This is a genomic window from Tardiphaga alba (assembly GCF_018279705.1).
In the GTDB taxonomy this organism is placed as follows: Bacteria; Pseudomonadota; Alphaproteobacteria; order Rhizobiales; family Xanthobacteraceae; genus Tardiphaga; species Tardiphaga alba.
The window spans coordinates 3,122,793-3,148,368 of the sequence record NZ_CP036498.1 but is presented as its reverse complement, the minus strand read 5'-3'; the positions used below and the strand labels follow the sequence as shown (position 1 = coordinate 3,148,368).

At 62.2% G+C, this 25,576-nt stretch carries 17 protein-coding genes, 2 tRNA genes and 2 pseudogenes; 7 read left to right on the top strand and 14 right to left on the bottom strand.

Annotated elements, in window-relative coordinates; all coding sequences use genetic code 11:
- Nucleotides 1-212: 212 nt before the first annotated feature.
- The 4 genes and pseudogenes from RPMA_RS14920 to RPMA_RS14905 form a co-directional block, all read right to left on the bottom strand.
- A pseudogene (locus RPMA_RS14920) lies at nucleotides 213-793 on the bottom strand (protein-L-isoaspartate O-methyltransferase family protein).
- A gap of 119 nt (nucleotides 794-912) precedes the next feature.
- Nucleotides 913-1,128, bottom strand: a complete 216-nt coding sequence (locus RPMA_RS14915; RefSeq protein ID WP_211908155.1) for a hypothetical protein — start codon at nucleotides 1,126-1,128, stop codon at nucleotides 913-915.
- A gap of 299 nt (nucleotides 1,129-1,427) precedes the next feature.
- On the bottom strand, nucleotides 1,428-1,628 hold the full coding sequence (locus RPMA_RS14910; RefSeq protein ID WP_211908153.1) for a hypothetical protein: 201 nt from the start codon (nucleotides 1,626-1,628) through the stop codon (nucleotides 1,428-1,430).
- Nucleotides 1,629-3,125: 1,497 nt separating this feature from the next.
- A tRNA-Asn gene (locus tag RPMA_RS14905) sits at nucleotides 3,126-3,200 on the bottom strand.
- Nucleotides 3,201-3,454: 254 nt separating this feature from the next.
- Here RPMA_RS14905 and RPMA_RS14900 point away from each other — a divergent pair.
- Nucleotides 3,455-3,628 (top strand): hypothetical protein, encoded by a 174-nt coding sequence (locus tag RPMA_RS14900; protein ID WP_211908151.1) that lies wholly within the window; start codon nucleotides 3,455-3,457, stop codon nucleotides 3,626-3,628.
- Nucleotides 3,629-3,877: 249 nt separating this feature from the next.
- The gene (locus RPMA_RS14895; protein ID WP_211908143.1) at nucleotides 3,878-4,057 is read left to right on the top strand and encodes a hypothetical protein; all 180 of its coding nucleotides are present in this window, start codon (nucleotides 3,878-3,880) and stop codon (nucleotides 4,055-4,057) included.
- Nucleotides 4,058-4,244: 187 nt separating this feature from the next.
- On the opposite strand, the gene RPMA_RS14890 is transcribed toward RPMA_RS14895, so the two are convergent.
- The 6 genes and pseudogenes from RPMA_RS14890 to RPMA_RS14865 form a co-directional block, all read right to left on the bottom strand.
- Nucleotides 4,245-4,318: transfer RNA gene (locus tag RPMA_RS14890), tRNA-Cys, on the bottom strand.
- A 90-nt stretch (nucleotides 4,319-4,408) separates the two neighbouring features.
- A complete protein-coding gene (locus tag RPMA_RS14885) occupies nucleotides 4,409-5,140 on the bottom strand; it encodes a tRNA-uridine aminocarboxypropyltransferase (protein WP_211908141.1) in 732 nt (243 codons plus the stop codon).
- Nucleotides 5,141-5,185: 45 nt separating this feature from the next.
- Nucleotides 5,186-8,235, bottom strand: a pseudogene (locus RPMA_RS14880) (efflux RND transporter permease subunit).
- A gap of 53 nt (nucleotides 8,236-8,288) precedes the next feature.
- Complete coding sequence (locus tag RPMA_RS14875; protein ID WP_211908139.1) at nucleotides 8,289-11,423, bottom strand: efflux RND transporter permease subunit; 3,135 nt, start codon at nucleotides 11,421-11,423, stop codon at nucleotides 8,289-8,291.
- Between the two features lie 57 nt (nucleotides 11,424-11,480).
- Nucleotides 11,481-12,878 carry an efflux RND transporter periplasmic adaptor subunit gene (locus tag RPMA_RS14870; RefSeq protein ID WP_211908137.1) on the bottom strand — a complete coding sequence of 466 codons (1,398 nt, stop codon included), beginning with the start codon at nucleotides 12,876-12,878 and terminating at the stop codon, nucleotides 11,481-11,483.
- A complete protein-coding gene (locus tag RPMA_RS14865; protein ID WP_211913673.1) occupies nucleotides 12,868-14,238 on the bottom strand; it encodes an efflux transporter outer membrane subunit in 1,371 nt (456 codons plus the stop codon). Before RPMA_RS14865 ends, RPMA_RS14870 begins: the two co-directional genes overlap by 11 nt.
- 480 nt (nucleotides 14,239-14,718) lie before the next feature.
- Between RPMA_RS14865 and RPMA_RS14860 the strand changes: the two genes are divergently transcribed.
- The 4 genes from RPMA_RS14860 (at nucleotide 14,719) to RPMA_RS14845 (ending at nucleotide 19,342) form a co-directional block, all read left to right on the top strand.
- Complete coding sequence (locus RPMA_RS14860) at nucleotides 14,719-16,032, top strand: NAD(P)/FAD-dependent oxidoreductase (RefSeq protein WP_211908135.1); 1,314 nt, start codon at nucleotides 14,719-14,721, stop codon at nucleotides 16,030-16,032.
- Nucleotides 16,033-16,034: 2 nt separating this feature from the next.
- The gene (locus tag RPMA_RS14855; protein WP_211908133.1) at nucleotides 16,035-16,874 is read left to right on the top strand and encodes a DUF1365 domain-containing protein; all 840 of its coding nucleotides are present in this window, start codon (nucleotides 16,035-16,037) and stop codon (nucleotides 16,872-16,874) included.
- A gap of 43 nt (nucleotides 16,875-16,917) precedes the next feature.
- Nucleotides 16,918-18,174, top strand: coding sequence for an SAM-dependent methyltransferase (locus RPMA_RS14850; protein WP_211908124.1), 1,257 nt, complete (start codon nucleotides 16,918-16,920; stop codon nucleotides 18,172-18,174).
- Nucleotides 18,175-18,295: 121 nt separating this feature from the next.
- Complete coding sequence (locus RPMA_RS14845; protein WP_211908122.1) at nucleotides 18,296-19,342, top strand: cysteine synthase A; 1,047 nt, start codon at nucleotides 18,296-18,298, stop codon at nucleotides 19,340-19,342.
- A gap of 148 nt (nucleotides 19,343-19,490) precedes the next feature.
- Here RPMA_RS14845 and RPMA_RS14840 read toward each other — a convergent pair whose 3' ends face one another.
- The 4 genes from RPMA_RS14840 to RPMA_RS14825 are packed head-to-tail and all read right to left on the bottom strand — an operon-like array spanning nucleotide 19,491 to nucleotide 23,909.
- Complete coding sequence (locus RPMA_RS14840) at nucleotides 19,491-20,234, bottom strand: amino acid ABC transporter ATP-binding protein (RefSeq protein WP_211908120.1); 744 nt, start codon at nucleotides 20,232-20,234, stop codon at nucleotides 19,491-19,493.
- A 5-nt stretch (nucleotides 20,235-20,239) separates the two neighbouring features.
- A complete protein-coding gene (locus RPMA_RS14835; RefSeq protein ID WP_211908118.1) occupies nucleotides 20,240-21,670 on the bottom strand; it encodes an amino acid ABC transporter permease in 1,431 nt (476 codons plus the stop codon).
- Nucleotides 21,667-22,872: an amino acid ABC transporter permease gene (locus RPMA_RS14830; protein WP_211908117.1), complete on the bottom strand. Its 1,206-nt coding sequence runs from the start codon at nucleotides 22,870-22,872 to the stop codon at nucleotides 21,667-21,669. The genes RPMA_RS14835 and RPMA_RS14830 overlap by 4 nt, the downstream gene beginning before the upstream one ends.
- 20 nt (nucleotides 22,873-22,892) lie before the next feature.
- Nucleotides 22,893-23,909, bottom strand: coding sequence for an amino acid ABC transporter substrate-binding protein (locus RPMA_RS14825; protein WP_211908115.1), 1,017 nt, complete (start codon nucleotides 23,907-23,909; stop codon nucleotides 22,893-22,895).
- A 323-nt stretch (nucleotides 23,910-24,232) separates the two neighbouring features.
- Between RPMA_RS14825 and metC the strand changes: the two genes are divergently transcribed.
- A complete protein-coding gene (metC, locus tag RPMA_RS14820) occupies nucleotides 24,233-25,426 on the top strand; it encodes a cystathionine beta-lyase (RefSeq protein ID WP_211908114.1) in 1,194 nt (397 codons plus the stop codon).
- The last annotated feature ends 150 nt before the right edge of the window (nucleotides 25,427-25,576 follow it).

The following is a 25,576-nucleotide window of genomic DNA, read 5'->3' as shown; positions in this document are numbered from 1 at the left end:
CCTATCTGGCCGCAGTCTTGCTGCGCCGGATCGGCCGAGTCCGTTAGCGAGTCTCCACTCACCATATTCCTCGCAGTCGCGAGACGGAACCTCTCGTGGCGATATCGCGGTGGAAACTTGGCGGCTGGGACATACAAGCCACACTTGCAATTTCTACCGCGACGCCCATGCGCGTTTGGCCACTCTCCGGCAGCCGACGGGCGGGACCCGTGTCAGAACACGAATTCGGCCCGGCGCTCCAGGCCCGGAAGCACCGGTGCGGCCGCGTCGAACAGAGGCCGGGTGCCATAATCATCGTGAGAATGGGTGACCATGGTGGCGCGCTGCGGCTTGTTCTGGGCGAATACGCCCAGCAGGCGGCCACCGGGAGCGAGTTGGGCGTAGAGCGCCGTGGGGCCACCTCGGTGGCGCCGGCCAGGACGATGATGTCGTACGGACCTTTCGCGGCGTCGCCTTCGGTGCCCGCATTGGTCACGGTGGCGGCGATCTTGGCGATAACGGCTGCGGAATAGCCGCTGGGGCAGCCGACCACGAGCACCTTGTCAGAAGCCTTGAGCTCGGCCGCCTGAAGCATCTTGGCGAGGACGACCGGCTTGATCAGGAAGCGCTTGCCCTCCCCGGTTCCTGCCAGATCGAGATCGAGGTCCAGATAGGCCATCGGCCGCAGCTGGGCGGGCACGAATTCCTCGCGGGGAACCGCCAGCATGGCATCGATGATTCGCAGATCGGTGACATCGCTCGGACGGACCTGCCCATCGACCATTTTCTGGCGGGCGGCGGAGAAGTCGGACATGGCAATCCCTTGCAAAGTCTAGAAGCGGCTGAGTCTAGAAGGTCTCGAAGCTGAGGAATTACGGCAACACGGTGCCGCGGGCAAGGTGCGGAAAGGCACAGTTGCTGCCCGCCAGCCGCTTATTCGGGACGTACCAATGACGGCGGCAGCTCGCCCTTGGCCCGTCTGCGGTTGAATACCCAGACACCCAGGAGAATGGCGGCAAATCCGACAGCCGATGGCAATACCGCCTCGGTGAACATGTCCACCGACCGCGACATCATCGAGGTGCCGAGAAAGCACATGATGATCCACAGCGTGCCAATCACGACCAATAACGATCCGAGGAACCGCATCTCACGCCCTTCTCTTCGTCCGGAGACTGAAAGCTGGGGCGGTTTGACCGGCTCACAGGTTCAAACGAGCCGGTCCATAGAAGCAAATACGCGCATCTGAAGGGGACGATATACCTGTCTAGGCAAGGGACGAGGTCGCCCCACTTGGAGGAAAGAGCGACCTCGGGAGAGACGCGAATTGCCCTCGCGCCGGTCCATCTCTCGGGGAAAAGAGAGTAACTCAACTTAGTCAGAAAGGTATTACATCGCTATGACACCGAGATCGATGCCGGAAAGGGCGCAGCTAACCTGAGCGCTGGCTATGTTTTCAGCTCATTGGTCGGATTGTCGTTCACGGAGACGATCTCGCTTCGGCGAACGCCCTCGTCGCGGACGTCCAAAGTGGCCATTCCGATCAAGCTAGCTGTCAAGAACAGGCCGAGCCTTGCCGCCTTCAATTGAGCCGCCTTCAGCTCATCCAGCAGTTCGACAATTGCACGATCTGGCGGCGGTGCGATCATCGCAAGCTCTCCGATCGGCAGAGTCTAGTTAACAGTGCGTCGTGCTGCCTCACCCAACTGGGTGACGTATTACTTAGTCTCCCGCGGAACATGGCCAGATTAGCAAGGATCAGCGGATTGCCGACAGCGTCATCGAGCCCATCACTCTCCGACGAAGCGAGTTCCAACCTTGGCGTTCTAGGGGCGAATACGCGCTTCGAGATCTTAAGGCGCTCGGAGCTTTCCGTCCTGTCTTCCGCTTCCAGGCCTTACTCTTCGCTTTCGCCGGCCTTGCTCCGCAACCAACGAACGTAGCCGTCCCCTGATATCCAATTGCGCGCAGCGCGTTCCGTATCGAAAAGCCCGATCAACCTTTCGGTCGATCCGTCGTGCCACTCCGCTTCGATGACGAAGCCATCCTCGTGGGCAACAACTTCCAAAGCTTTTGGAGTAGGCATTAGCGCCCCTCATTCCCAATTCGCAAAAATCAATCACCTAGATTGGTGAAGCTATCTTGTCACGCGAAATGAAAACTCTGGCAAATCTACGCGCTGCGTCAGCTTGCCGACACACGAGAGAGCTTTTATCCAATAGACGAAAGTCGCAAACCGAGAATCGACGATGAGACCAACGTGTATTCAACAAGCCTAGTCCCGTGTCCTGGCTGCGGCCAGAGACGCGACCTCAAGAGTATCAAGCGCGCTTCCGACGGTCATGGAGAAATTCGCACCTTTCACTGCCCAGAGTGCGATGACACTGTCAGCTATCTGTTTCGAGGCAAAGGCGAGCCAATTGTGCTGCCCATAAAGTCGCCGCGATAAACACTTTCATTCGAACCCTTGCGCGCATCACCGAACGCCACTAGTCCCGGCGCCGCTGCTCGCCGATGTTTTTTTTGGTTTGCAGGTGACCCGCCGCGACGTGCCCGCAGAATTCCGACCGGGCTGACAGGACCGAGATGAGCATCGATCTCAAATTTCCAATCGCTTCGCTGGGACTGCGCTGATGGTCGATCAACCGCGACAGAGCGGCTGGGTCCGGGTGATGATCATCGTTATGGGCATCGCTGTGGTGGCAGGGACAATCGGGTCGCTGCTCATTGCCGCGCGGCTGATGAATTGAACTTTCACCCGCGCTAGTCCACCCGTCCCGATCACGCGCGCCGCGGCTGACGGCTGCCGACACAGGGAACGTCCGCGCATTTTCAGATTTATCGGCGTAGCTTGCGAAGTGGACGCAGCCTAGGTGGCGATTTACCGACTTGCCGGAGACAGCAAGAGGCTTCCGAGCACGCCATTAGCCAAAATTCACAGATCCCAACGTCCGTACGGTTCAGCGATGTTTTGAGGCTGCTACGGCCCGCAGATCAAGATCGCCCGATGCGTAACGGTGGCGGACTCGGCGTGCAGGTATGTCCCGACCTTAGTTGCCGGTTCGAATGGCCCACGGTGGGCCCCGTCCATTGAATGCAAAAGAGAGTGAGAAAGCGATAAAATCGCTTAAGCCATTGAAAGTGAATGGCTCCCCGGGCTGGATTCGAACCAGCGACCATTCGATTAACAGTCGAATGCTCTACCGCTGAGCTACCAGGGAAAATGCGAACCGTGTCGCGTGCGGCAGCGTATAACAAAGCGATCCCGGCTTGGAAAGTGGGAAATGCGGATTGTTTCACATTGGCTTCATGGACGGGAAAACCCTCGAAAAGCCCGATCTTGCAGGCACTTTTTGCGGTCAGCGCCATTTCCCTTGCGGGCCGCCGGCGTGGCCGTGCCAAATTATCGGCACATTGCGCCGGAAACTTCGGTCCCTGAGACGTCGAACCAGTCCCGAATCGAACGAGGTGACCGATGCCCGCCACGCACACCGACCGCGCGCTTCCGACCAACATCAATTCCCTGCCCCTGATCAGCGACGACGAGTGCGTCATTCGGTTGGCCGAAGCCGTCGAGCATCACGACGACGAGCATCTCGACGAAGTGGCGTTGCTGATCGGCCGTCTGGCCGTTCCGATCGAAATCTGAGCCGCTTCTCTAGCCCTGGAATGCTGGCCTGGTGGTCGTGCCGGGCCAGTGAAATTGTGTATGCGTACAAGACCCCGCCGTTTCCATCGCGCTTTGACCGCCGATGACCTGCTTCAAATCGGATCAATCATCGTAACGCTTCGACAACCATCGCGGCCCTCCGCGGTGGATCGATACAATTTGAGCGATCCCTGCAACGCGCCTACAAAAGCTTTCCGTCAGATTGCCCTCAAGACAGGGAGTTTGACGATGAGTGAAGCCGAGTTCGATTACATTCTGGAAGCGGTCCGTACCGAGATCGAAGCCGAGATCGAGGACGATTTCCGCAGTCAGGTGATGTTCCTGGCGCCGATTCCGACGGCGGCCAACGACAATGGCGGCCCCTGGCCTCACCTCCCGTTTCCGGACGGCTGGCACGCCTCCTGCTGAGATCTGGCGGCGGTCCAGACCGCCGTGCATGTGACGCGCAATCATCGCGGTCAGGCCCTCCGGCTTGGCCGCGTTTTCGTTTTGCATCAGGCCAACACGACAGCCGTCAGCCCCGACGCGCAGGCTGCTGCAAATTTCGAATGTGATGAGCTGAATAAGAGGTCGAACGCCTTGCATATCGCAAGGCTGGAGGCCGCGCCCGGAATCGAACCGGGATGCAAGGATTTGCAGTCCTCTGCGTAACCATTCCGCCACGCGGCCAGTGGCGGGCCTATAACACCCTCACGACGGCTAATCCATAGCTATGCCGTCATGATTTTGTATCTTTCGTCGCGGTGACGTTTTTGTCCGTTATTTCTTCTTCCCGCGACGGCGCCAATCGCGCTTGGGCTTTGCTTTGGGGGCCAATTCCGGGATTTCGGCCTGGACCTCGCGATATCGCGCCAGCATGCGCTCAAAGCTCGCATTGAGCGTGGCGGCGATGTCCGGCCGCTTCTGCAGGGCCGAGAGCACCATGCCGGCCGCCTCGATCGTGGAGAGGCCGTCCTTGCGCGGCTCGCGGCGCAGCTTGCCGTAAAGCGAGGGTGCCGCGGGCCCAAGAATGACGCGCTGGCATTTCAGCATCCAGGCATTGCGCCACCAGAGCGCCTTGGCCTGGCTCCAGGTGCCGTCCAGCAGGATCACGCCCTCGATGTCACGCAGCAGCGACTTCTGGTTCATCTCGGCTTCGCCCTTGCGGTCGATGGCAAGAATGTCGAGATCGGTGTCATAGTCGGCCACTTTGGCCGAGCCGAGATAAAGAATCGCCCAGCGGGCGGGATCGACGGTCCGGCCGAGAATCTTGGACAGGCTTGGCCAGGACAGGCCGACCTTGACCTGGGCATTGGCGAAATGCTGGGCGGCCACGCGCGCGGTTCCGAGCGCCCTGTCCTGCTCCTGCGGATGCTGCAGGATCAGCAGTTCGAGCTTACTCTTGATCGGTTCGATGCTGTCGCAGATGCAGAACGGCACCGGCTTCTGGCAATGCGGGCAATCCGGGATCTCGATGATCTCGCCGGGCGAAACGTCTTGGGTGCTGGACATTGCCCGCTATACGCCGCGGACGGGCCGGCTTCAACCGCCGCGGCGCTATTCGGCCGGCGCCGGTAGCGGCTGTGAGCGGTATCTGTTTCGCAGCCGGTCGATCAAAAGATAGATCACGGGCGTCGTGTACAGCGTCAGGATCTGCGACACGAAGAGGCCGCCGATGATGGTGATTCCGAGCGGTCGCCGGAGTTCGGTGCCGGGGCCCGTGGCGACCACCAGGGGGATCGCGGCGAAGGCTGCGGCCAGCGATGTCATCAGGATCGGCCGGAAGCGCGCGCGGCAGGCCTCGAAAATGGCATCCGCCGGCGACAGATTGCGCTGGCGCTCGGCCTCGAGCGCAAAATCCACCAGCATAATGCCGTTCTTCTTGACGATGCCGATCAGCAGGATGATGCCGACAAAGGCGATCACCGTCAGCGGCGTATTGGTCAGTTGCAGCGCCAGCAGTGCGCCCAGCCCTGCAGACGGCAATGTCGAGATGATCGTCAGCGGATGCATCAGGCTCTCATAGAGAACGCCCAGCACGATATACATCGCGATCAATGCGCCCAGGATAAGCAGTGGCTGCCGGCTGGCCGTTTTGTTGAAATCGCCGGCGCTGCCCTCGAAGCCGCCGCGAATTCCTTCCGGCATGTGCAGTTCGTCGACGGCGCGTTGAATTGAGCTGGTGACGGAATCCAGTTGCACGCCGGGCAGCAGATTGAACGACACCGTCGTCGAAGGCATCGACTGCGAGTGATAGACCGCCAGCGGCGTCAGCGAGCGTGTGATCTTGGCGACTGCCGAGAGCGGCACCTGCGCGCCGCCGGTGCCGGCCACATAGATGCGCTCGAGATCGGCGGGATCGTTCTGGAACTTGCCGTTGATCTCCAGGATCACCTTGTACTGGTTGCGCTGGGTGTAGATCGTCGAAATCTGCCGCTGCGAGAATGCATTGTTGAGCGCGGAATCGATATCGGCGACATCGACGCCGAGGCTCGACGCCAGTTTGCGGTCGATCTGCAGCGTCAGTTGCAACCCGCCGGGATCGCGGTCGCTGGAGACGTCGGTGACGCCTTCAACCGTCTCCAGCCGCTTGCTCACCAGCGGCGCCCACTTCTGCAGCAGCTCCAGATTGCTGGATGTCAGCGTGTACTGATAGTTGGAGTCGCTCTGCCGTCCGCCGGCACGCAGATCCTGTGCAGCGAACATGAACAGGCGAATTCCGGGAATATTGCTCAGCTTCGGCCGCAGGCGGTTGATGACGTCTTCGGTGGACGCACCATCGCGCTCCGCCGGCGACTTGAGAGCGATGAACATGGAGCCGCGCGGGCCGCCGCCGCCGAAACCGCCGGTGCCACCGAGCGAGGAGCCGACGCTGGCGACACCGGGATCGGCCAGTACGATGTCCATGACCTGCTGCTGCAGCGGCAGCATGGCCTGGAAAGACGTATCCGCAGATGCCCGCGTAGAGCCGATGACAAAGCCGCTGTCATCGCTCGGGAAGAAACCTTTCGGCGTCTTGATGTAGAGCGTCACGGTCAGAGCGATGGTGGCGAAGAAGACCACCAGGGTCATCAGCGGGAACTCCAGCACGCCCCGCAGTGTCCGCTCGTAGATCGCGATGATCCGTGACAGCAAGCCTTCGACGATGCGATCGAAGCGTGTTTCGGTCGAGGACATCGCCGCGCGAATATATTGCGCGCAGATCATCGGGGTCACCGTCAGCGACACCAGGGTTGAAACCGCGATCGCAAAGGTCAGCGTCAGCGAGAATTCACGCAGCAATCGGCCGACCAGGCCATCCATGAACAGCAGTGGAATGAAGGCGGCGACCAGCGACAGGCTGATCGAAACGACGGTGAAGCCGATCTGCTTGGCGCCTTCGAGCGCGGCCTGCATCGGCGCCATGCCGTCTTCGAGATTGCGATACATGTTCTCGATCATGACGATGGCATCGTCGACCACGAAGCCGACCGAGATGACCAGCGCCATCAGCGACAGATTGTTGATCGAGAAACCGGCTAGCCACATGCCGGCCAGCGTGCCCGCCAGCGCCAGCGGCACCGAAATGCCCGCCGCAATGGTTGGCACGCCGCGGCGGACGAACAGGAACACGACGCCCATCACCAGGATCGCCGTGGCGAACAGGGTCCATTCCATATCCTCGACTGACGCGCGGATGGTGCCGGTGCGGTCCGTCAGCACCGAAACCTCGATGCCGGCGGGGATCCACTGCTTCAGGTCAGGGATCAACGCCTTCACGCGATCGACGGTGTCGATGACATTGGCATTACCCTGCTTGGTGATCTGGATCAGCACCGCCGGCTGCTTGTTGAACCACGCAACCGAGCGGCTATTTCGCGTGGCGTCCTGAACGTCGGCAACATCCGCCAGGCGCAAAAAGTTGCCGTTCGAGCTCTTGATAATGATCTCGCGGAATTCTTCCGCGGTCCGCATCTGCGGATTCATCGAGATCGTTTCGCTCTGTCGTGCGCCCTGGAAGATGCCGACCGGGCCCAGCGGATTGGCATTGACGATGGCGGTGCGGACATCGTCGCTGGATATGCCGGCATTCGACAGCGCGACCGGATTGAGCTGGATGCGCACTGCAGGCTGGTCGGCGCCCGATGCCGTGACCTCGCCTACCCCGGCACCTGCGCGATGCGCTGCACCAGCACGGTGTCGGCGACGTCATAGATGGCGGCGGCCGACATGGTCTTCGATGTCAGCGCCAGAATGAAGACGGGTGCTGCGGCCGGATTGGCCTTGCGGAAGGTCGGCAGCGTCGGCAGATCGGTTGGCAGGTCCGCCATCGAGGCATTGATCGCCGCCTGCACATCGCGCGCCGCGCGGTCGGCATCGCGGCTGATGGCGAATTGCATCATGATGCGGGTGGAGCCGAGCGAACTCGTCGAGGTGATCTGTTCGAGGCCGGCAATGGTCCCGAGACGCCGCTCCAGCGGGGCGGCGACCGTCGATGCCATGATCGCGGGATCGGCGCCGGGACGCGACGCCATCACCATGATCATCGGAAAATCGACATTCGGCGTGGCGGCGACCGGCAGGATGCGATAGGCGACGACGCCGAGCAGGAACAGGCCGATCGCCATCAGCGTGGTGCCGACCGGCCTGCGGATGAAGGGCTCGGAGATCGAGATCGCCACTAGGGCCGCCCTCCTGCCCCGGCCCGTCCCGGCGTACCCGCGACATTTGGCGACGAGCGGCGGAACCGCAGACTGACGCGATCAAGCGCGAGATAGATCACCGGCGTCGTATAAAGCGTCAGCATCTGGCTGAGGATCAGGCCGCCGATGATGGAAACGCCGAGCGGAAAGCGCAGCTCCGAGCCGGTGCCGCTCTCCAGCGCCAGCGGTAGCGCGCCGAACAGCGCCGCCAGCGTCGTCATCATGATCGGGCGGAACCGCAGCAGGCAGGCCTCGACGATGGCCGCCTCCGGCGCCATGCCGCGCTCACGCTCGGCATCGAGCGCGAAGTCGATCATCATGATGGCGTTCTTCTTGACGATGCCCATCAGGAGAATGATGCCGATCAGGCCGATCACCGACAGGTCCTCGCCGCACAGCATCAGCGCGAGAATGGCGCCGACACCCGCGGATGGCAGCGTCGAGAGAATGGTGATTGGGTGGATGTAGCTCTCATAGAGCACGCCCAGCACGATATAGATCGTGACGATGGCGGCTAGGATCAGCCACGGCTGTCCGGCCAGCGACTTGGAAAATTCGGCCGCATCGCCCGAAAACATGCCGACGATGCTGGTCGGCATACCGATCCGCGCTTCGATGGTCTTCACTTCCTCGACGGCATTGCCGAGGGATTCGCCAGGCGCGAGATTGAAGCTGAGCGAGATCGCGGGGAATTGGGCCTGATGCGAGATCGCGAGTGGCGCCGTGGTCCGCGTCAGCGTGGCGACGGCCGAGAGCGGCACTTGCGCATTGTTGGTACCGTTATTGGCGCCGGGCAGATAGAGTTTTGATAGCACACCGGGATCGCGTTGCTGCTCCGGCAGTGCTTCCAGCACCACACGATACTGGTTCGACTGGCCATAGATGGTCGAAATCTGCCGCTGCGCGAAGGCATCGTTCAGCGTGTCATTGATGGCCTGCAGGCTGACACCGAGCTGGCCGGCGCGCTGGCGGTCGATATCGAGCGCAGCGCGCAGGCCGCCCACGGCCGCTTCTGACGACACGTCGCGGAACATCGGATCGCTGCGCAACTCCTTGACCAGGCGCTGCGACCACTGGGTCACCTCGGCAGCATCCGTGCCGGTCAGCGTGTATTGATACTGCGACCGGCTCGACGACGTGCTGATCTGGATATCCTGCACCGGCTGGAAATAGACCGTCATGCCCGGAACGCCAGCGACGCGCTCCTTGAGCCGCGTGATGACCTTGGTGATGTTGTCCTTGCGCTCGCCAAGCGGTTTCAGCGTCATCACCAGACGACCCACATTGGTGGTCGGATTGACGGAGCCGCCGCCGATCACCGACACCACCCCGACCACATCCGGATCGACCTGGATGATGGCAGCGACCGCGCTCTGCCGATTCTGCATCTCCGTGAAGGAGACATCCGGACCGGCCTCGGTCACCGCGGTGATCGACGCCGTATCCTGCAGTGGCAGGAAACCTTTGGGCGCGATCACATAGAGGCCGAGCGTGGCCGCGATGGTGATGAAGGTCACCACCAGCGTCGCCGGTTGATGCTTCATCACCCACAGCAGCGTGCGGTGATAGAACGCCACCATGGCGTCGATACCGCGGCTGATCGTGGCAAGACCCGGCACCTGCCATTCGTCATGCATGTTCTTCAGCAGCCGCGAGCACATCATCGGCGTCAGTGTCAGCGACACCACGGCGGACATCACGACGGCGATGGTCAGTGTCAGCGCAAACTCCCGGAACATGCGGCCGACAAGGCCGGACATGAACAGCAGCGGGATGAACACCGCGATCAGCGAGACGGTGAGCGAGATGACGGTGAAGCCGATTTCGCTGGCGCCCTTCAGCGCCGCCTGCATCGGGCTTTCGCCCTCCTCCATGTGGCGGACGATGTTCTCGATCATCACGATGGCATCGTCGACCACGAAACCGGTGCCGATGGTCAGCGCCATCAGCGAGAGATTGTCGAGGCTGAAGCCGGCGAAATACATCACGCCGAACGACGTGATCAGCGACAGCGGCAGCGCGACGCCGGCAATCAGCGTGGCGCGCAGCGAGCGCAGGAACAGCAGCACCACCAGCGTCACGAGGATGACGGCCAGCACCAGCGTAAATTGCACGTCATGAACGGAGGCGCGGATGGTCACCGTGCGGTCGCTGACGATGGTCAGCTTGACGCCGGCCGGCATCAAGCGCTGCACTTTCGGGATTTCCTCGCGGATCTGGCGCACCACCTCGATGACATTGGCGCCGGGCTGGCGCTGGATCTCGATGATGACCGCCGGTGTTCCCTGATACCAACCGCCGGTGCGATTGTTCTCCAGGCCGTCCACGATCTGCGCGACGTCGCCGATGGTGACGGGCGCGCCGTTGCGATAGGCGATGATGATCGGCTTATACGCCTCCGCCGCAGCGATCTGGTCGTTGGCCGCAATGGTGTAGGCCTGTTGTGGCCCGTCGAGCGATCCTTTCGGGCCGGACACATTGGCGCCCGCAATCGCCGTGCGCAGGTCCTCCATGGAGATGCCATAGGCCGCAAGCCGCGCCAGATCAGCCTGTACGCGGACCGCAGGCTTGAGCCCGCCAAGCACGCCCACTTTGCCGACGCCGGAGATCTGGCTGAGCCGCTGCGCCAACAGCGTGTCGGACAGATCGCTCATGGCGCGCAGCGCGATCGTGTCGGAGGTCAGCGCCAGCGTCATCACCGGCGCGTCGGCCGGGTTCACTTTCGCATAGACCGGCGGATAAGGCAGGTTGCGCGGCAGCACGCCGGCGGCGGCATTGATCGCCGCCTGCACATCCTGCGTGGCGCCATCGATGTCGCGATTTAGGTCGAACTGCAGCGAGATCTGGCTGACGCCATAGGAGCTGGTCGATGTCATCGATACCAGCGACGGGATTTGGCCGAGCTGCCGTTCCAGCGGCGCAGTGATCAGCGACGCGGTCACTTCCGGGCTCGCGCCCGGCAATTGCGTCGAGACCTGCACCGTCGGGAAGTCGACCTGCGGCAGCGCCGAAACCGGTAGCGCGAAATAGCCGAGCAAACCGCCGATCAGCAGCGCCACCCCGATCAGGGATGTTGCGACAGGCCGGCGGATAAAGGGTTCGGAGACGCTCATATCTGTGCGCTCTTCGCGATCGCGGCCATCAACCGCGACGACCGGTCTGGATCGGCGTCATGGCTGTTTCGCTCCCTGCGGTGCGTTCCCCTGATTGGGCTGGCCGGCGGCGGGGGCTGTCTGGCCCATTGGCGCGGACGGATTGCCATCGCCACCCTGCTGCTGGCCCTGCCCGCGTTTGCTGCGACGTTCACCGGCATCGCTGCCTTTGGTGCCGCTGCGCTTGCGGGGCGCGAGATCAACCGTGGGCTCGCCCGTATTGGTGCCGACGCTGACCTTGGCGCCATCGGACAGATTGGCAAAGCCCGTGGTCACGACGCGGTCGGTAGCTGACAGGCCTTTGGCGATAACGGCCGACAGTTCGCTCTGCTGCGTGACCGTGATCGGCACCGCCTTCACCACATCGCCTTCGCCGATCACATAGCTGAATGTGCCGGCCGGACCGCGCTGCACGGCGGAGGTCGGCACCACCATGGCGTCCTTCAGCGTCTCCACCTTGAGGCGGACATTGACGAACTGGCCGGGCCAGAGCTGATAGTTCGGATTCGGAAACTCCGCCTTCACCTTCACGGTGCCCGTGGTCTGATCGACCTGATTGTCGATGCCCGTCAGCGTGCCCGTATCGACGACAGTCACGCCGTCATTTCCAAACACGTCGACGGTCAGCTGTCCCTTGGCGGCAGCGGCATTGGCGCGTGTGATCTGCTGCTGCGGCAGGCTGAACAGCACGGCGATCGGCTGCAGCTGTGTGATCACCACCAGACCCGTCGTATCGGAGGCGCGGATCAGGTTGCCCTGATCGACCTGACGCAGGCCGGCGCGGCCGGACAGCGGCGCGATGATGTTGGTGTAGCTGAGCGTGGCCCCGGCATTGTCGATGGCGGCCTGATCAGCTTTCACAAGCGCTTCCTGCTGGGCGACCAGCGCGCGCTGGGTGTCCGCCTGCTGCTTGGAACCCGCATTGGACTGGGCAAGCTGCTCGTAACGGATCAGGTCGAGCCGCGCATTGGCGAGTGTGGCTTCGTCCTGCGCCTTCTTGGCGACAGCCTGGTCGTACAGCGCCTTGTAGAGGACCGGGTCGATCTCGGCGAGCACATCGCCCGCCTTGACGTCCTGGCCTTCCTTGAAATTGACCTTGATCAGTTTGCCGTCGACCTGCGCACGGACCGTGACGGTGTTGAGCGCACGCACGGCGCCCACGCCGTCGAGATAGACTGGCACGTCCTCGATCTTCGGCGTGGCTGCGAGCACCGGCACGATCATCATGTCCGGCCGGAAGCCGCCGCGGCGCATGTCGCCACCACCCTGACGCGGCTGCATAGCCTGCCAGGCGATATAGCCGAGGCCGCCAAGGATCAGCAGCGTCACCGCGATCGAGACGGTGCGGCGGCGGGCCTTGCCGGCAACCGTCGCCACGCCATCGCTGGCAGCTTTCATGTCCGGCTTAAAGAGCATTGACCGGTCTTTCCATTTTCGGCTCCCAGCCGCCGCCCAGCGCCTGATAGAGGCTGACGATGGCCTGCAGCCGCGCAAGCTGCGCCTGGGACAGCGTGTCCTCGGCCTGGAACAGCGTCAGCTGGGTGTTTAGCACAGTTACGATATCAGCGGTTCCGGCGCGCAATTGCTGCTCGGAGAGTTCAAAGGCTCGCCGCGACGCGCGGACCACTTCACGCTGCAGTCGCAGCCGTTCCGTGGTCTGGCGGATCGCCACCAGCGCATTGTCCACGTCGGCGAAGGCGGAAACGACCGTTTTGCGATAGGTCTGCAGCAGCTCGTCCTGACGCGCCTGCGTCAGTTCGAAATTGCCGCGAATGCGCCCGCCATCGAAAATCGGCTGTGTCAGTCCGCCCACCAGGCTGAAGAACGCCGCATTGGGATTGAACAGAGCCACGAGGGCGGCGCTTTGGTAGCCGCCCGAACCGGTCAGCTGGATCGTCGGGAAGAACTGCGCACGCGCGCTCCCCACATTGGCGGTTGCCGCAGCGAGCTGAGCTTCCTGTCGGCGAATATCCGGACGCTGGGTGAGAAGCTCAGACGGCAGCCCCGGCGTTACCTTCGGTCCAGTAATGGCGTTCAGCGTGCCGCCGGCGACACGCACGCTCTCCGGCGGACGCGACACCAGCGTCGCCAACGCATGCTTGTTCTGAGCCAGCGTGGTGCGCAACAGCGGCACCGAGGCGCGTTGGTTCGCGAGCACGCTTTCCTGCTGCGCCACGTCCAGCTCGGAACCGGTACCTGCGCTGAAACGCTGCTTGATCGCATCGAGGATGCGGACCGCACTGGCGATGTTGCGCTCGGCGGTTCGGATCCGGTCCTGCGCCGTCACCACCTGGAAATAGGCATTGGCCACCGCCGCCATGGTGGTCAGGGCGACGACGTCGCGGTCGAAGCGGCTGGCATTGGCCGTCTCTTCGGCCGCCAGCGCCGCGTCTCGATTCTTGCCCCAGAAATCGATCTCGTAGCTGGCGGAGAGCGACGCCTGGAAGTTGGTGATCTCGCGGCCGTTATTGGTCAGGCCGCTGGCACTCGAACCGGAGGTGCGCGCGTAGTTTTCCTGACCGCCCGCGCTCAAGGTCGGCAACAGCGCCGCGCCGGTGATTCGCGCCTGCGCATCCGCCTGCCGGAGTCGCGCCACGGCAGCTGCGATATCCAGATTGACGGTTTGCGCCTCTTCCATGAGCTGAGTGAGCTCGGCCGAGCGGAAGCCGCGCCACCAGTCGAGCGCCGGCACGGCCGCGCCCGGTTTGCTGGTGTGGGCATCCTTGTAAACGGTGGGGATATCCAGCGCCGGATCGGGCAAATCCGACGTCAGCATGCATCCGGTCAGCGCCGATCCGGCCGTCAGCAAGGCCAGCACGCGGCCGATGATTCGGAATGTGGGACGGCTCACAGTGACTGCTCCGCGGACAGGCGTCGCCCACCCGCAAAATGCAGGGGAAACTGACGAAAGGAGCAATAGACTGCGACACGTTGACCGGGTGATGCTGGACGATGAAAACGCGTCGCCATTCTAGCCGCCCGCAGATGCGGCGGACAGTGTTCTTGCGTGTCGGAACGTGCAGGCAGGCTCGAACGTTGGGCCTGTGAAAACGCTCCTATTTGCACAAATTCCCTTATTTCACTGGCTTAATCTGAATGTGACAATCGATATTGCTCAACCCGGCTTACGAAGATTTCATGTGTCTCGACATTGCTGCCGCATATCTCCTCGCCTCGCTGCTGTTCCCGCGGTGAAACCCTGGGCTCATTCCAACCGTAGCTCCACCATTATCAGGCCACCGCAAGGGACTTTGGAATGCGCATCGCAGTGATCGGAACGGGAATAGCCGGCAACGCCGCGGCCTGGGCACTGTCGAAACGCTATCCCGTGACGGTCTATGACCGCGAATTGCGGCCGGGCGGTCATAGCCACACGGTGACCGTGGATTATGACGGCGAGCAGATCCCGGTCGATATCGGCTTCATCGTCTATAACGAGCTCAACTACCCCGATCTCACCGCGTTGTTCGCCCATCTTGGCGTCGAGACCGTCGATAGCTGCATGAGCTTTGCCGTCAGCGCCGATGCCGGCCGTTTCGAATGGAAGGGCGGCGGTGACAACTGGGCGGATACGGCGCGGGGCCTGTTCGCGCAGAAGCGCAATGTGCTGTCGCCATCCTATCTGCGCATGCTGCGCGATATCCTCACCTTCAACGAGCAGAGCGTGAAGGATCGGGCGGCAGGCCTTCTCGGTGACATGACACTGGGCGCCTATTTCCGCTGGCGCAAATTCGCGCCGCGCCTGCTCACCGACTATCTCGCGCCGATGGGCGCGGCCATCTGGTCGGCACCGGCGGATCGCATGCTGGATTTTCCGGCCGAGAACTTCGTCGCTTTCTTCAGCAATCACCGCCTGCTGCAATATGACCGTCCCGTCTGGCGCACGGTACGCGGGGGCAGCAAGCGTTATGTCGAGAGGCTCACCGCGGCCTTCGGCGATCACCTACGTCTTGGCTGCGCGGTATCCTCCATCGAGCGCGGCCCGCACGGCGTCACCGTGCATGACAGCCTCGGTCATCACGAACTCTATGATCACGTCATCGTCGCCACGCATAGCGACCAGGCCCTGTCGCTGCTGTCCGATCCCAGCGCAGACGAGACTGCGGTGCTCGGCGACATCGGCTATGCGCCCAATGTCGTCCATCTCCATCGCGACCCCAGGCTGATGCCGAAGCGCCGCAATGCCTGGGCGTCGTGGAATTTCCTGCGCTGGAAGCGCGAAGGTAGCCATGTCAACGACGTTGCCGTCACCTACTGGATGAACCAGTTGCAAGACATTCCCGGCAACAAACCGCTCTTTGTCAGCCTCAATCCGCCCTTCGCGCCGGACCCTGATCTCACCTTCGGACGTTATATGTGCGAGCATCCGCAATATGACGCCAAGGCGTTTGCGGCACAGAAGCGTCTCGGGGACATCCAGGGCAAGCGCCACACCTGGTTTTGCGGCGCATGGACCGGCTACGGCTTTCACGAGGATGGTTTGCGTTCGGGCCTCGCCGTCGCCGAAGCGCTCGGAGCCACGGTCCCCTGGCGCGAGACACCGTCGGAACTGGCGGAGGCTGCGGAGTAGCGATGATGAAGAGCGCAGGCAAAGCGATGGCACCGGCGGCGCTGTATTTCGGCGACGTCATGCATGCGCGCCTGAAGCCGATGGGTCATCGCTTCAACTACCGCGTCATGAGCCTGCTCATCGATCTCGACCGGCTGGATCAAGCGGACCGGACGTCGCGCCTGTTCGGCGTCAATCGCGCCGCGCTGTACAGTTTTTACGAGAAGGATCACGGCGATCGCGACGGATCTTCCTTGCGTGCTTTTGCCCAACGCTCCGCTGCGGCGCATGGCATCGATCTCACCGGCGGTCGCGTCGAACTGCTCTGCTATCCCCGCCTGCTCGGCTACACCTTCAATCCGCTGTCGGTCTATTTCTGCCATCGCGCGGACGGTACACTCGCACTGATCATCTATGAAGTGCGCAACACCTTTGGCGATATCCATTCCTACGTGCTGCCGGTCACTGACGGCGAGCAGACCGATGCCGGCATCCGGCAGGTGCAGGACAAGCTGTTCTATGTGTCGCCCTTCATCGAGACGGCCATGCGCTATCACTTCCGCGTGTCGCCGCCGTCAGATGACGTGAAGCTGCGCATTCTGGAAACCGATGCAGAAGGTCCGCTGCTCGCCGCGACCTTTCATGGCCGACGTCGCGCGCTGACATCGCGGGCGCTTCTGAAGTCGTTTTTCAGCCTTCCACTCGTGACTTTGAAGATCATGGCCGCCATCCACTGGGAGGCCCTGCGCCTCTGGCTCAAAGGTGCGCGGCTCGTCCCGCGGCCGTCCGCCAATGCCGGAAATACCGGCTTGGCGAGTGAACAAAGCCGCGCTTATATTTCCGCAAAGTCATCGGCACGCTGAGCGTTCTCGCGACGCACAACGCAAATCCTGACGGCGGATGCACATGTCTGAACTCACTCTCAACGCGCCGGCCAATGTGCCGGAAAGCGTCACCCCGGAAAATGCCAAGCGCCTGTTGGCGGACCTGCCCAGGATCGTCCGGATGGCGCTGGGTTTTGGCGCGCACATCACCCGCGGCACGCTCGACGTGACACTGCCGAACGGCCGCCGTTATCGGCTAGGTGGTCGCGAGCCCGGCCCTGCCGCGGAAATGACCGTCCACAGCTACGCCTTCGCCTCGCGCCTGATCAATGGCGGCGATATCGGCATTGCCGAAGCCTATCTCCATGGCGACTGGGACACGCCGGACCTCACGCAATTCCTGTATCTGTTCTGCGTCAATCACGACCTGATCCAGTCGATGCTCGGCAACAATCCGATGATGCGGTTGGTGCAGGTCGTCAGACACTGGTTCAACCGCAACACCAAGCGGCAGGCGCGCAAGAACATCTTCGCGCATTACGATATCGGCAATCGGTTCTATTCGGCCTGGCTCGATCCGAGCATGACCTATTCGTCGGCGATCTTCGAGGACGGCACGCAGGATCTCACCGCGGCCCAGCACAACAAATATCGCCGGCTCGCGGAAGCCATTGAACTCAAGCCAGGCATGAGCGTGCTGGAGATCGGCTGCGGCTGGGGCGGCTTCGCCGAATATGCCGCGAAGAATTACGACGTGCAGGTGGTCGGCCTCACCATCAGCACCGAGCAGCGCGATTACGCGCTGAAGCGCATGCAGGACGCCGGTCTGGCGGACAAAGTCGAGATCCGCTTTCAGGACTACCGCGACGAGCGCGGGCTGTATGACCGCATCGTCTCCATAGAGATGATCGAGGCCGTCGGCGAGCAGTTCTGGCCGCGCTATTTCTCGCAGATCCGCGATCGCCTGCTGCCTGGCGGCTTCGCCGGCATTCAGGCCATCACCATTCAGGACAAGTTCTTCCAGACCTATCGCAACGAGGTCGATTTCATCCAGCGCTACGTCTTTCCCGGCGGCATGCTGCCATCGCCCGAGATCCTGAGATCGCTCGGTGAGCGCTTCAGCGTTCCCGTTATCCGGGAGCGCATTTTCGGGCAGGACTATGCTACGACGCTTGCCATCTGGAGAGACAATTTCCGCGCGGCATGGCCAAGCCTGACGCCGCTCGGTTTCGACGATCGCTTTCGCCGTCTGTGGGAATACTACCTCGCTTATTGCGAGGCTGGTTTCTTGTCAGGGAATATCGACGTCCGCCAGGTCGTGTTCGCAAAAGCGAAATGAGGCGCGCCTTCAAGGCTGCCTGCTCGCGCCGCCCTGTCCTGCCCCTGCTTCCCTTGTATGACCTTGCTGCGTTCACTAGGTTGAGTTCAGCATCGTCAACCCGTTCGAGAATTACAGGCTCATGATTTTCAACAAAGACGTCGTCGCGGCCATCGGCAACACGCCCCTGATCAAGCTGAAACGCGCCTCCGAACTCACCGGTTGCACCATTCTCGGCAAGGCCGAATTCATGAATCCCGGCCAGTCGGTGAAGGACCGTGCCGGCAAATGGATGATTTTGGAAGCCGAGAAGCGCGGTGATCTCAAGCCCGGCGGCCTGGTGGTGGAATCCACGGCCGGCAACACCGGCATCGGTCTGGCTGTGGTGGCGAGTGCGCGCGGCTATCGCACCATCATCGTGATCCCTGACAGCCAGAGCCAGGAAAAGAAAGACATGCTCAAGCTGGCGGGTGCCGAGCTCATCGAAGTGCCTGTCGTTCCCTTTTCCAATCCGAACCAGTTCCAGCATGTCGGCAAGCGGCTCGCAGAACAGCTCCGCAAGACCGAGCCGAATGGCGTGCTGTTTGGCGACCAGTGGAACAATCTCGACAATGCGAAAGCGCATTACGAGTCGACCGGTCCCGAGATCTGGCAGCAGACCGACGGCAAGATTGACGGCTTCATCTGTGCGGTCGGCAGCGGCGGCACGCTCGCCGGCACCAGCACTTATCTCAAGGAAAAGAACAAGGGCATCGTGATCGGCTGCGCCGATCCGCATGGCGCTGCCATGTATAGCTATTTCAAAACCGGCGAAGCCAAGGCGTCCGAGGGCGGATCGATCACCGAGGGTATTGGTCTTGGCCGCATCACGCCCATCGCGCAGCAGGCCAAAAAGGCCGTCGATGAAGCCTTCCTGATCTCCGATGAGGAAGCCGTGGCTGAGATCTACGATCTCGCTGAACACGAGGGCCTCTGCCTCGGCGGGTCCAGCGGCGTCAACATCGCCGGCGCCATTCGTCTCGCCAAGCAACTCGGGCCGGGCAAGACCATCGTCACGATCCTGTGCGACTCCGGCGGGCGTTATCAGTCGAAACTGTTCAATCCGGATTTCATGCGCAGCAAGAACCTGCCGGTGCCGGCATGGCTGGAGCGCAAGAGCGACATTCAGGTGCCGTTCGAGAAGGTGTAACTCACCGTCCCACGAACTCCCCGTCATCCTGAGGCGCGAGCACTTGCGAGCCTCGAAGGATGGCCCGCAAGCACCGGAGTGCGCCGCCGCATCCTTCGAGGCTCGCCCTTTGGGCGAGCACCTCAGGATGACGATTTGAGAGATGGGCTCACCGCAAAATCTGCCCGAGAAACAGTTTCGTGCGTTCGTGCTGCGGGGCATCGAAAAACGCCTGCGGCTTGTTCACTTCGATGATCTGACCGGCATCCATGAAAACGATGCGGTCGGCGACCTGACGCGCAAATCCCATTTCATGGGTGACGACGAGCATCGTCATGCCTTCGTCGGCGAGATCGACCATGGTGTCGAGCACTTCCTTGACCATCTCCGGGTCTAGTGCTGACGTCGGTTCGTCGAACAGCATCACCTTGGGCTTCATGGTCAATGCCCGCGCGATGGCGACGCGCTGTTGCTGGCCGCCCGAGAGCTGGCCGGGATAGCTGCCGGCCTTTTCGGGTATCCGCACCCGTTCGAGATATTTCATCGCGGATGCTTCGGCATCCTTCTTCGACATGTGCCTCACCCAGATCGGCGCGAGCGTGCAGTTTTCCAGCACGGTCAGATGGGGAAACAGGTTGAAGCTCTGGAACACCATGCCGACCTCACGGCGGACGTCATCAACGCGGCTCAGCCTGGGGCCGAGTTCGATGCCGTCGACGGTGATTTGCCCCTCCTGAAAATCCTCCAGCGCATTGATGCAGCGGATCAGCGTCGATTTTCCCGAGCCGGACGGCCCGCAGATGACGATACGTTCGCCAGCGCCGACATTCAGATCGATGTCGCGCAACACGTGAAACTCCCCGAACCACTTGTTGAGGCCCGCAATGCTGACGACCGGTTGTGTGCTGGCCATATGTCTCAACTCCGTCGGTGCGCGTTGAGCCTGTGCTCAACGAACAGCGAGTATCGCGACATGCCGAAGCACAACACGAAATAGATGATGCCGGTGAAAGCGAATCCGGTGAACAACGTCGTCGGTGACGACCATTCCGGATCGGCAAAGGCCGCACGCAACTGCCCGAGCAGATCGAACAGCGCGACGATGGACACCAGCGAGGTGTCTTTCAACAATGCGATGAAGCTGTTGACGAGACCCGGAATGACATGGCGCAACGCCTGCGGCAGCACGATCAGTCGCGTCGTCCGCCACCAGGACAGGCCAAGGGCGCTGGCTGCTTCCGCCTGCCCGCGCGGGATCGCCGCCAGGCCACCACGGATCACCTCTGCATTATAGGCGCCCGCAAACAGCGCCACGCCGATCAGCACGCGTAGCAAACCATCGATGGTGAAATTGCCGGGCAAGAACAGTGGCAGCATATATGTCGCGAAAAACAGCACCGTGATCAACGGCACACCGCGCCAGAATTCGATGAAGGCGACCGATGCGATGCGGATCAGCGGAATGCCGGAGCGCCTGCCCAGCGCGAGTGCAATACCGACCGGCATGGACGCCACGATGCCGGTCGTTGCCACCACCAGCGTGACCAGCAACCCGCCCCAGGATCCCGTCGGGACGATCGGCAAGCCGCCATGGTCCAACCGAAGCGCTGCAATCATCACAGCAGTGGCGGCAAAGGTCGCAACTGTCCCCACGAATGCGCGTATGCCGCCGGCTGCGAGAATGACAAGCGAAACGAACGTCGCAACGATCCCGAATTCGAACCAGACAGGCGACCCGAGCGCATCGCCCTGGTTACGCAGCCAGTCATGCAGCAATGCCAGATACACATGGGCGTCCGAAGCGAGCGGAATTCCCCAGGCTTTCAGGTGATCCGCACCGATCGCCAGCGCCTCGATAGCAGCGCCGATACCGAAACCATCCAGGCCTCCGCCATACAGCAGAAAGAATGCCACCACAGGAAAAGCGAGAAAGAACACCGCAGCATTGGTCGTTTTTCCCGGCAAGCGCGGAATGAGCAGCGGCAGAAGCACAAGCGCTCCGATCAGGAACGTCAGATCGACGCGCCAGCGTTCGCTTTCGGGATAGAAGCCATAGATGAACTGCGAGAACTTCGCCTGCACGAACGGCCAGCAGGCGCCGACCGGGCGCCCCAGCGTTTCCGGCAGGCAGGCGCTGCGGTCGCTGCCATGCCAGACGGCGTCCACCAGCAGAAATTTTGTCAGCGGGACAATGGTGAACCACAGCAACAGAATGCTCGCGGCCGTGAGCAGGATGTTGGTCGGCGAGTTCAGCAATCGGCCGCGCACGAAGCCGACGAGTCCGGTACTTCGGACCGGCGCATCGCGGGCCGTGATCATCGCTCCGGCGACATAGGCGGTCTCGCTCATGTGCCCATGCTCCGCGACATCCGCCAGCCATAGACACTCATCAGTGCGCTCGTGATCAGCGAAATCGCAAGATAGATCGCCATGGTGATGGCGACGATCTCGATGGCCTGTCCGGTTTGGCTCAAAGTGGTTCCTGCGAACACCGACACCAGGTCGGGATAGCCGATAGCCACCGCCAGCGACGAATTCTTGGTCAGATTGAGATACTGGTTGGTGAGCGGCGGCAGGATCACGCGCATGGCTTGCGGCACCACGATCAACCGCAACACGTCGCCGCGCGAGAGCCCGAGCGAAGCGCCCGCTTCGGGCTGCCCCTTATGGACCGACTGCACACCGGCGCGCACGATCTCGGCGATGAAGGCTGCGGAATAGGTCGATAGCGCGATGGCCAGTGCGGCGAATTCAGGCACCATGCGCATGCCGCCGGAGAAATTGAACCCGCGCAGCACTGGATAGTCGAGGGTCCACGGCTTGCCGAAGATGAAAACCGTCAGCACCGGCAGTCCGATCAGGGCAGCCAGCACCATGGGCCAGATCACTATTTGCCGGCCCGTCGCAAACAGCACCCGCTGCGAAATCGCGCGCAACGCGACCACCAGCAGCAAGGCAATGCCGATGGCAATCGCGAAAGGCGCAAGTGCCTCGGTGCCGATCGGCTTCGGCATGCCAAAGCCGCGATTGCTGAGAAACACGCTGTCGAACAGATTGATGCTCTGGCGCGGCTGCGGCAGCGCTGCGAGTACTGCGAGGTACCAGAACAGGATCTGGAACAGCAGCGGCAGATTGCGGATCAGCTCCACATAAGCGCCGGCAATGCGCGACAGCAGCCAGTTCGACGACAATCTCCCGAGCCCGACCATGAAGCCGATGATGGTCGCGAAGATGATGCCAACAATGGAGACGGCAAGCGTGTTGGTAAGGCCGACCAGCAGCACCCGCAGATATGTGTCGGATTCCGAATAAGGGATCAGCGTCTGGCTGACACCGAATCCTGCAGTACTCCAGAGAAAGCCGAATCCCGACGCAATCTTCTGCGTCGCGAGATTGTCGCGCGCATTGTCGATGATCTCATGGCCAATCCAGGCCAGTGCCACGACGAGCACGACCTGCAACGCAAAGCCGCTCCAGCCGGCCTGCCCGCCCAATGCGCGGCGCAGTTTCGCGCGGAGCATCAGTGGCGGTCGTCTGGCTTCGCCTGTCATTGTGATCGCGGGCGCGGCGCTTAGCGGATCGGCGGCGCAAACATGATGCCGCCTTTGTTCCAGAGCTGGTTCAAGCCACGCGCGATCCCGAGCTTCGAGCCCGGTCCGACATGGCGATCAAAACTCTCGCCGTAATTGCCGGTCGCCTTGATGATGCGATGAAACCAGTCCTTGGTGAGGCCGAGTTGTTCGCCGAGGCTGCCATCGGTGCCGAAGATGCGCTTCAGCTCGGGTTTGTCGGATTTGGCTTGGTCATCGACATTCTTCTGGGTGATCCCCAGCTCTTCCGCATTCACCTGCGCGAACAGCGTCCAGCGCACCACGTCGAGCCATTGATCATCGCCATGCCGCACCAGCGGGCCCAGCGGCTCCTTGGAAATCACCTGCGGCAGCACTTCATGATCGGCCGGCGTGGTCAGCTTCAGGCGCTCGGCATAGAGCTGCGAGATGTCCGCGGTGAACGCATCACACCGCCCGGACTCATAGGCTTTCACGACTTCATCGGCGGTCGAAAACGCGACCACCTCATATTTCATGTTGTTGCCTTTGAAGAAGTCGGCGAGGTTCTGCTCGTTGGTGGTGCCCGTCTGCAGGCACACCGACGCGCTGTTCAGTTCGAGCGCCGAGTTCACCTTCAGCGCCTTGCGAACCATGAAGCCCTGGCCGTCGTAATAGTTGATGCCGGCGAAATTCACGCCCAGCGATGTGTCGCGCGAGAGCGTCCAGGTCGTGTTGCGCGACAACACGTCGATCTCGCCGGACTGCAGCGCGGTGAAGCGGTCCTTGGCCGACAGCGGGACATATTTGACCTTGGTCGCGTCATTGAAAATCGCCGCCGCGATGCCGCGGCACAGATCCACATCGAGGCCGGCCCAGTTGCCGCGGTCGTCCGGCGCCGAAAAGCCCGGCAGGCCCTGCGTCACGCCGCAGGACAACACGCCGCGATCCTTCACAGTCTTCAGTGTTTGCGCCGACGCGCCCTGCGCCGTCCAGCCGGCTGCGATTGCGAGGGTGAGCATCAAGGTCGCGGATTTCATGGAGGAGCCTTTCCTGAGGCGTCGGCGTCGCCCGACCAACCGGGCGCAGCACCACACAAAGAACTGAATGCCGAACCGTTCGATCAGTTCCATAGCGGGCCACCACTCAGCCGAAAAGGCCGGTTCGCGCCAGTTCGGATCAAATCCAGTTATGCGAGTCGGAGCCGCAGGTCACCACCATGGCTTGCAGACGAGAGCGATCTGCCAGTCGGGTCAAGGGGTTGACGGGGAACCGGTCCTGTCGGCTTAGTGGCGCTGCAGCAGATGCGCGCGTTCGCCGCGGTCCGCTGCGGCAAAACACCAGACCCGGCAGGCGCTTCCCGATGGCTTCATCCGACAATCACGGCACTTCTTCGCTCGATACCGATACGGTGATCGTCACCGCCGGCCGCGACACCAAAGGCCAATGGGGCTTCGTCAATCCGCCCACCGTGCGCGGGTCGACCGTGCTCTACCCGACCGCCGATGACCTGCATGCCCATCGCGGCGAATATCAATATGGCCGCCACGGCACGCCGACCACCAAGGCGCTTCAGCAGGCGCTGATTGCGCTGGAAGGCCCGCGCTGCGCCGGCGTCGGCCTCGTGCCGTCCGGCCTGGCTGCGATCTCGACCGCGCTGCTCTCGGTCCTCAACGCCGGAGACCACCTCCTCGTCTCGGACAGCGCCTATCGCCCGACCCGCAATTTCTGCAACGGCATGCTGGCGCGCTACGGCATCGAGACCACCTATTTCGATCCGCTGATCGGTGCTGGCATCGAGGCCCTGATCAAGCCGAACACGCGCGCCGTCATGGTCGAGGCGCCGGGCTCACAATCCTTCGAAATGCCCGATGTGCCCGTGATCGCAGGCATCGCCCACAAGCATGGCGCGCTGGTGATCGACGACAACACCTGGGCGACGCCGCTCTATCATCGCTCCCTCGAGCAAGGCGTCGATATCAGCATCCAGGCCGCCACAAAATATATCGGCGGCCATTCCGACATCATGTTCGGCACCATCTCGGCCAACGACGCCGCATGGCCGAAGATCAGCGAAGGCATCAAGCTGCTCGGCACCTGCGCCGGTCCTGACGATGTCTTCCTCGCGCTGCGCGGCCTCCGCACCATGTCGGTACGCCTTGCCCATCACCAGCGCGCGGGCATCGAGATGGCGCAATGGCTGAAGGCACGTCCGGAAGTGCTGAAAGTGCTGCACCCTGCTCTGCCCGAAGATCCCGGCCACGCGATCTGGAAGCGCGACTTCACCGGCGCGTCCGGCCTGTTCAGCATCGTGCTGAAGCCGGTGTCCCAGAAGGCCGTCGATGCCCTGCTCGACGCCGTCAAGCTGTTCGGCATGGGCTATTCGTGGGGCGGTTTCGAGAGCCTGGTCATCCCGTTTGATTGCAGCGAGTACCGCACGGCGACCACATGGGCGCCGGGCGGCCCGACGCTGCGTCTCCATATCGGCCTCGAAAGCCTGGACGATCTCAAGGCCGATCTCGAACGCGGCTTCGCGGCGCTGAAGGCAGCCGCGTGAACTCGATTTTCTGAGCGTGGCATCTGGCCACGGGCGCAGCCAGCCACGACACGGCATCACGAATGATGCCGTGTCATCGCGATGCCTGCGTTCACCACGCTGACAAGCTCTCGCAGTTGCGACCAACGTATCGGTCGTTTCTCGTCCACA

Excerpts from the sequence above, each read along its gene's own strand:
- RPMA_RS14915 (WP_211908155.1), bottom strand. The coding sequence starts at position 1,128 with ATGCGGTTCCTCGGATCGTTATTGGTCGTGATTGGCACGCTGTGGATC.
- RPMA_RS14910 (WP_211908153.1), bottom strand. The coding sequence starts at position 1,628 with ATGATCGCACCGCCGCCAGATCGTGCAATTGTCGAACTGCTGGATGAG.
- RPMA_RS14900 (WP_211908151.1), top strand. The coding sequence starts at position 3,455 with ATGCCCGCCACGCACACCGACCGCGCGCTTCCGACCAACATCAATTCC.
- RPMA_RS14895 (WP_211908143.1), top strand. The coding sequence starts at position 3,878 with ATGAGTGAAGCCGAGTTCGATTACATTCTGGAAGCGGTCCGTACCGAG.
- RPMA_RS14885 (WP_211908141.1), bottom strand. The coding sequence starts at position 5,140 with ATGTCCAGCACCCAAGACGTTTCGCCCGGCGAGATCATCGAGATCCCG.
- RPMA_RS14875 (WP_211908139.1), bottom strand. The coding sequence starts at position 11,423 with ATGAGCGTCTCCGAACCCTTTATCCGCCGGCCTGTCGCAACATCCCTG.
- RPMA_RS14870 (WP_211908137.1), bottom strand. The coding sequence starts at position 12,878 with ATGCTCTTTAAGCCGGACATGAAAGCTGCCAGCGATGGCGTGGCGACG.
- RPMA_RS14865 (WP_211913673.1), bottom strand. The coding sequence starts at position 14,238 with ATGCTGACGTCGGATTTGCCCGATCCGGCGCTGGATATCCCCACCGTT.
- RPMA_RS14860 (WP_211908135.1), top strand. The coding sequence starts at position 14,719 with ATGCGCATCGCAGTGATCGGAACGGGAATAGCCGGCAACGCCGCGGCC.
- RPMA_RS14855 (WP_211908133.1), top strand. The coding sequence starts at position 16,035 with ATGATGAAGAGCGCAGGCAAAGCGATGGCACCGGCGGCGCTGTATTTC.
- RPMA_RS14850 (WP_211908124.1), top strand. The coding sequence starts at position 16,918 with ATGTCTGAACTCACTCTCAACGCGCCGGCCAATGTGCCGGAAAGCGTC.
- RPMA_RS14845 (WP_211908122.1), top strand. The coding sequence starts at position 18,296 with ATGATTTTCAACAAAGACGTCGTCGCGGCCATCGGCAACACGCCCCTG.
- RPMA_RS14840 (WP_211908120.1), bottom strand. The coding sequence starts at position 20,234 with ATGGCCAGCACACAACCGGTCGTCAGCATTGCGGGCCTCAACAAGTGG.
- RPMA_RS14835 (WP_211908118.1), bottom strand. The coding sequence starts at position 21,670 with ATGAGCGAGACCGCCTATGTCGCCGGAGCGATGATCACGGCCCGCGAT.
- RPMA_RS14830 (WP_211908117.1), bottom strand. The coding sequence starts at position 22,872 with ATGACAGGCGAAGCCAGACGACCGCCACTGATGCTCCGCGCGAAACTG.
- RPMA_RS14825 (WP_211908115.1), bottom strand. The coding sequence starts at position 23,909 with ATGAAATCCGCGACCTTGATGCTCACCCTCGCAATCGCAGCCGGCTGG.
- metC (WP_211908114.1), top strand. The coding sequence starts at position 24,233 with ATGGCTTCATCCGACAATCACGGCACTTCTTCGCTCGATACCGATACG.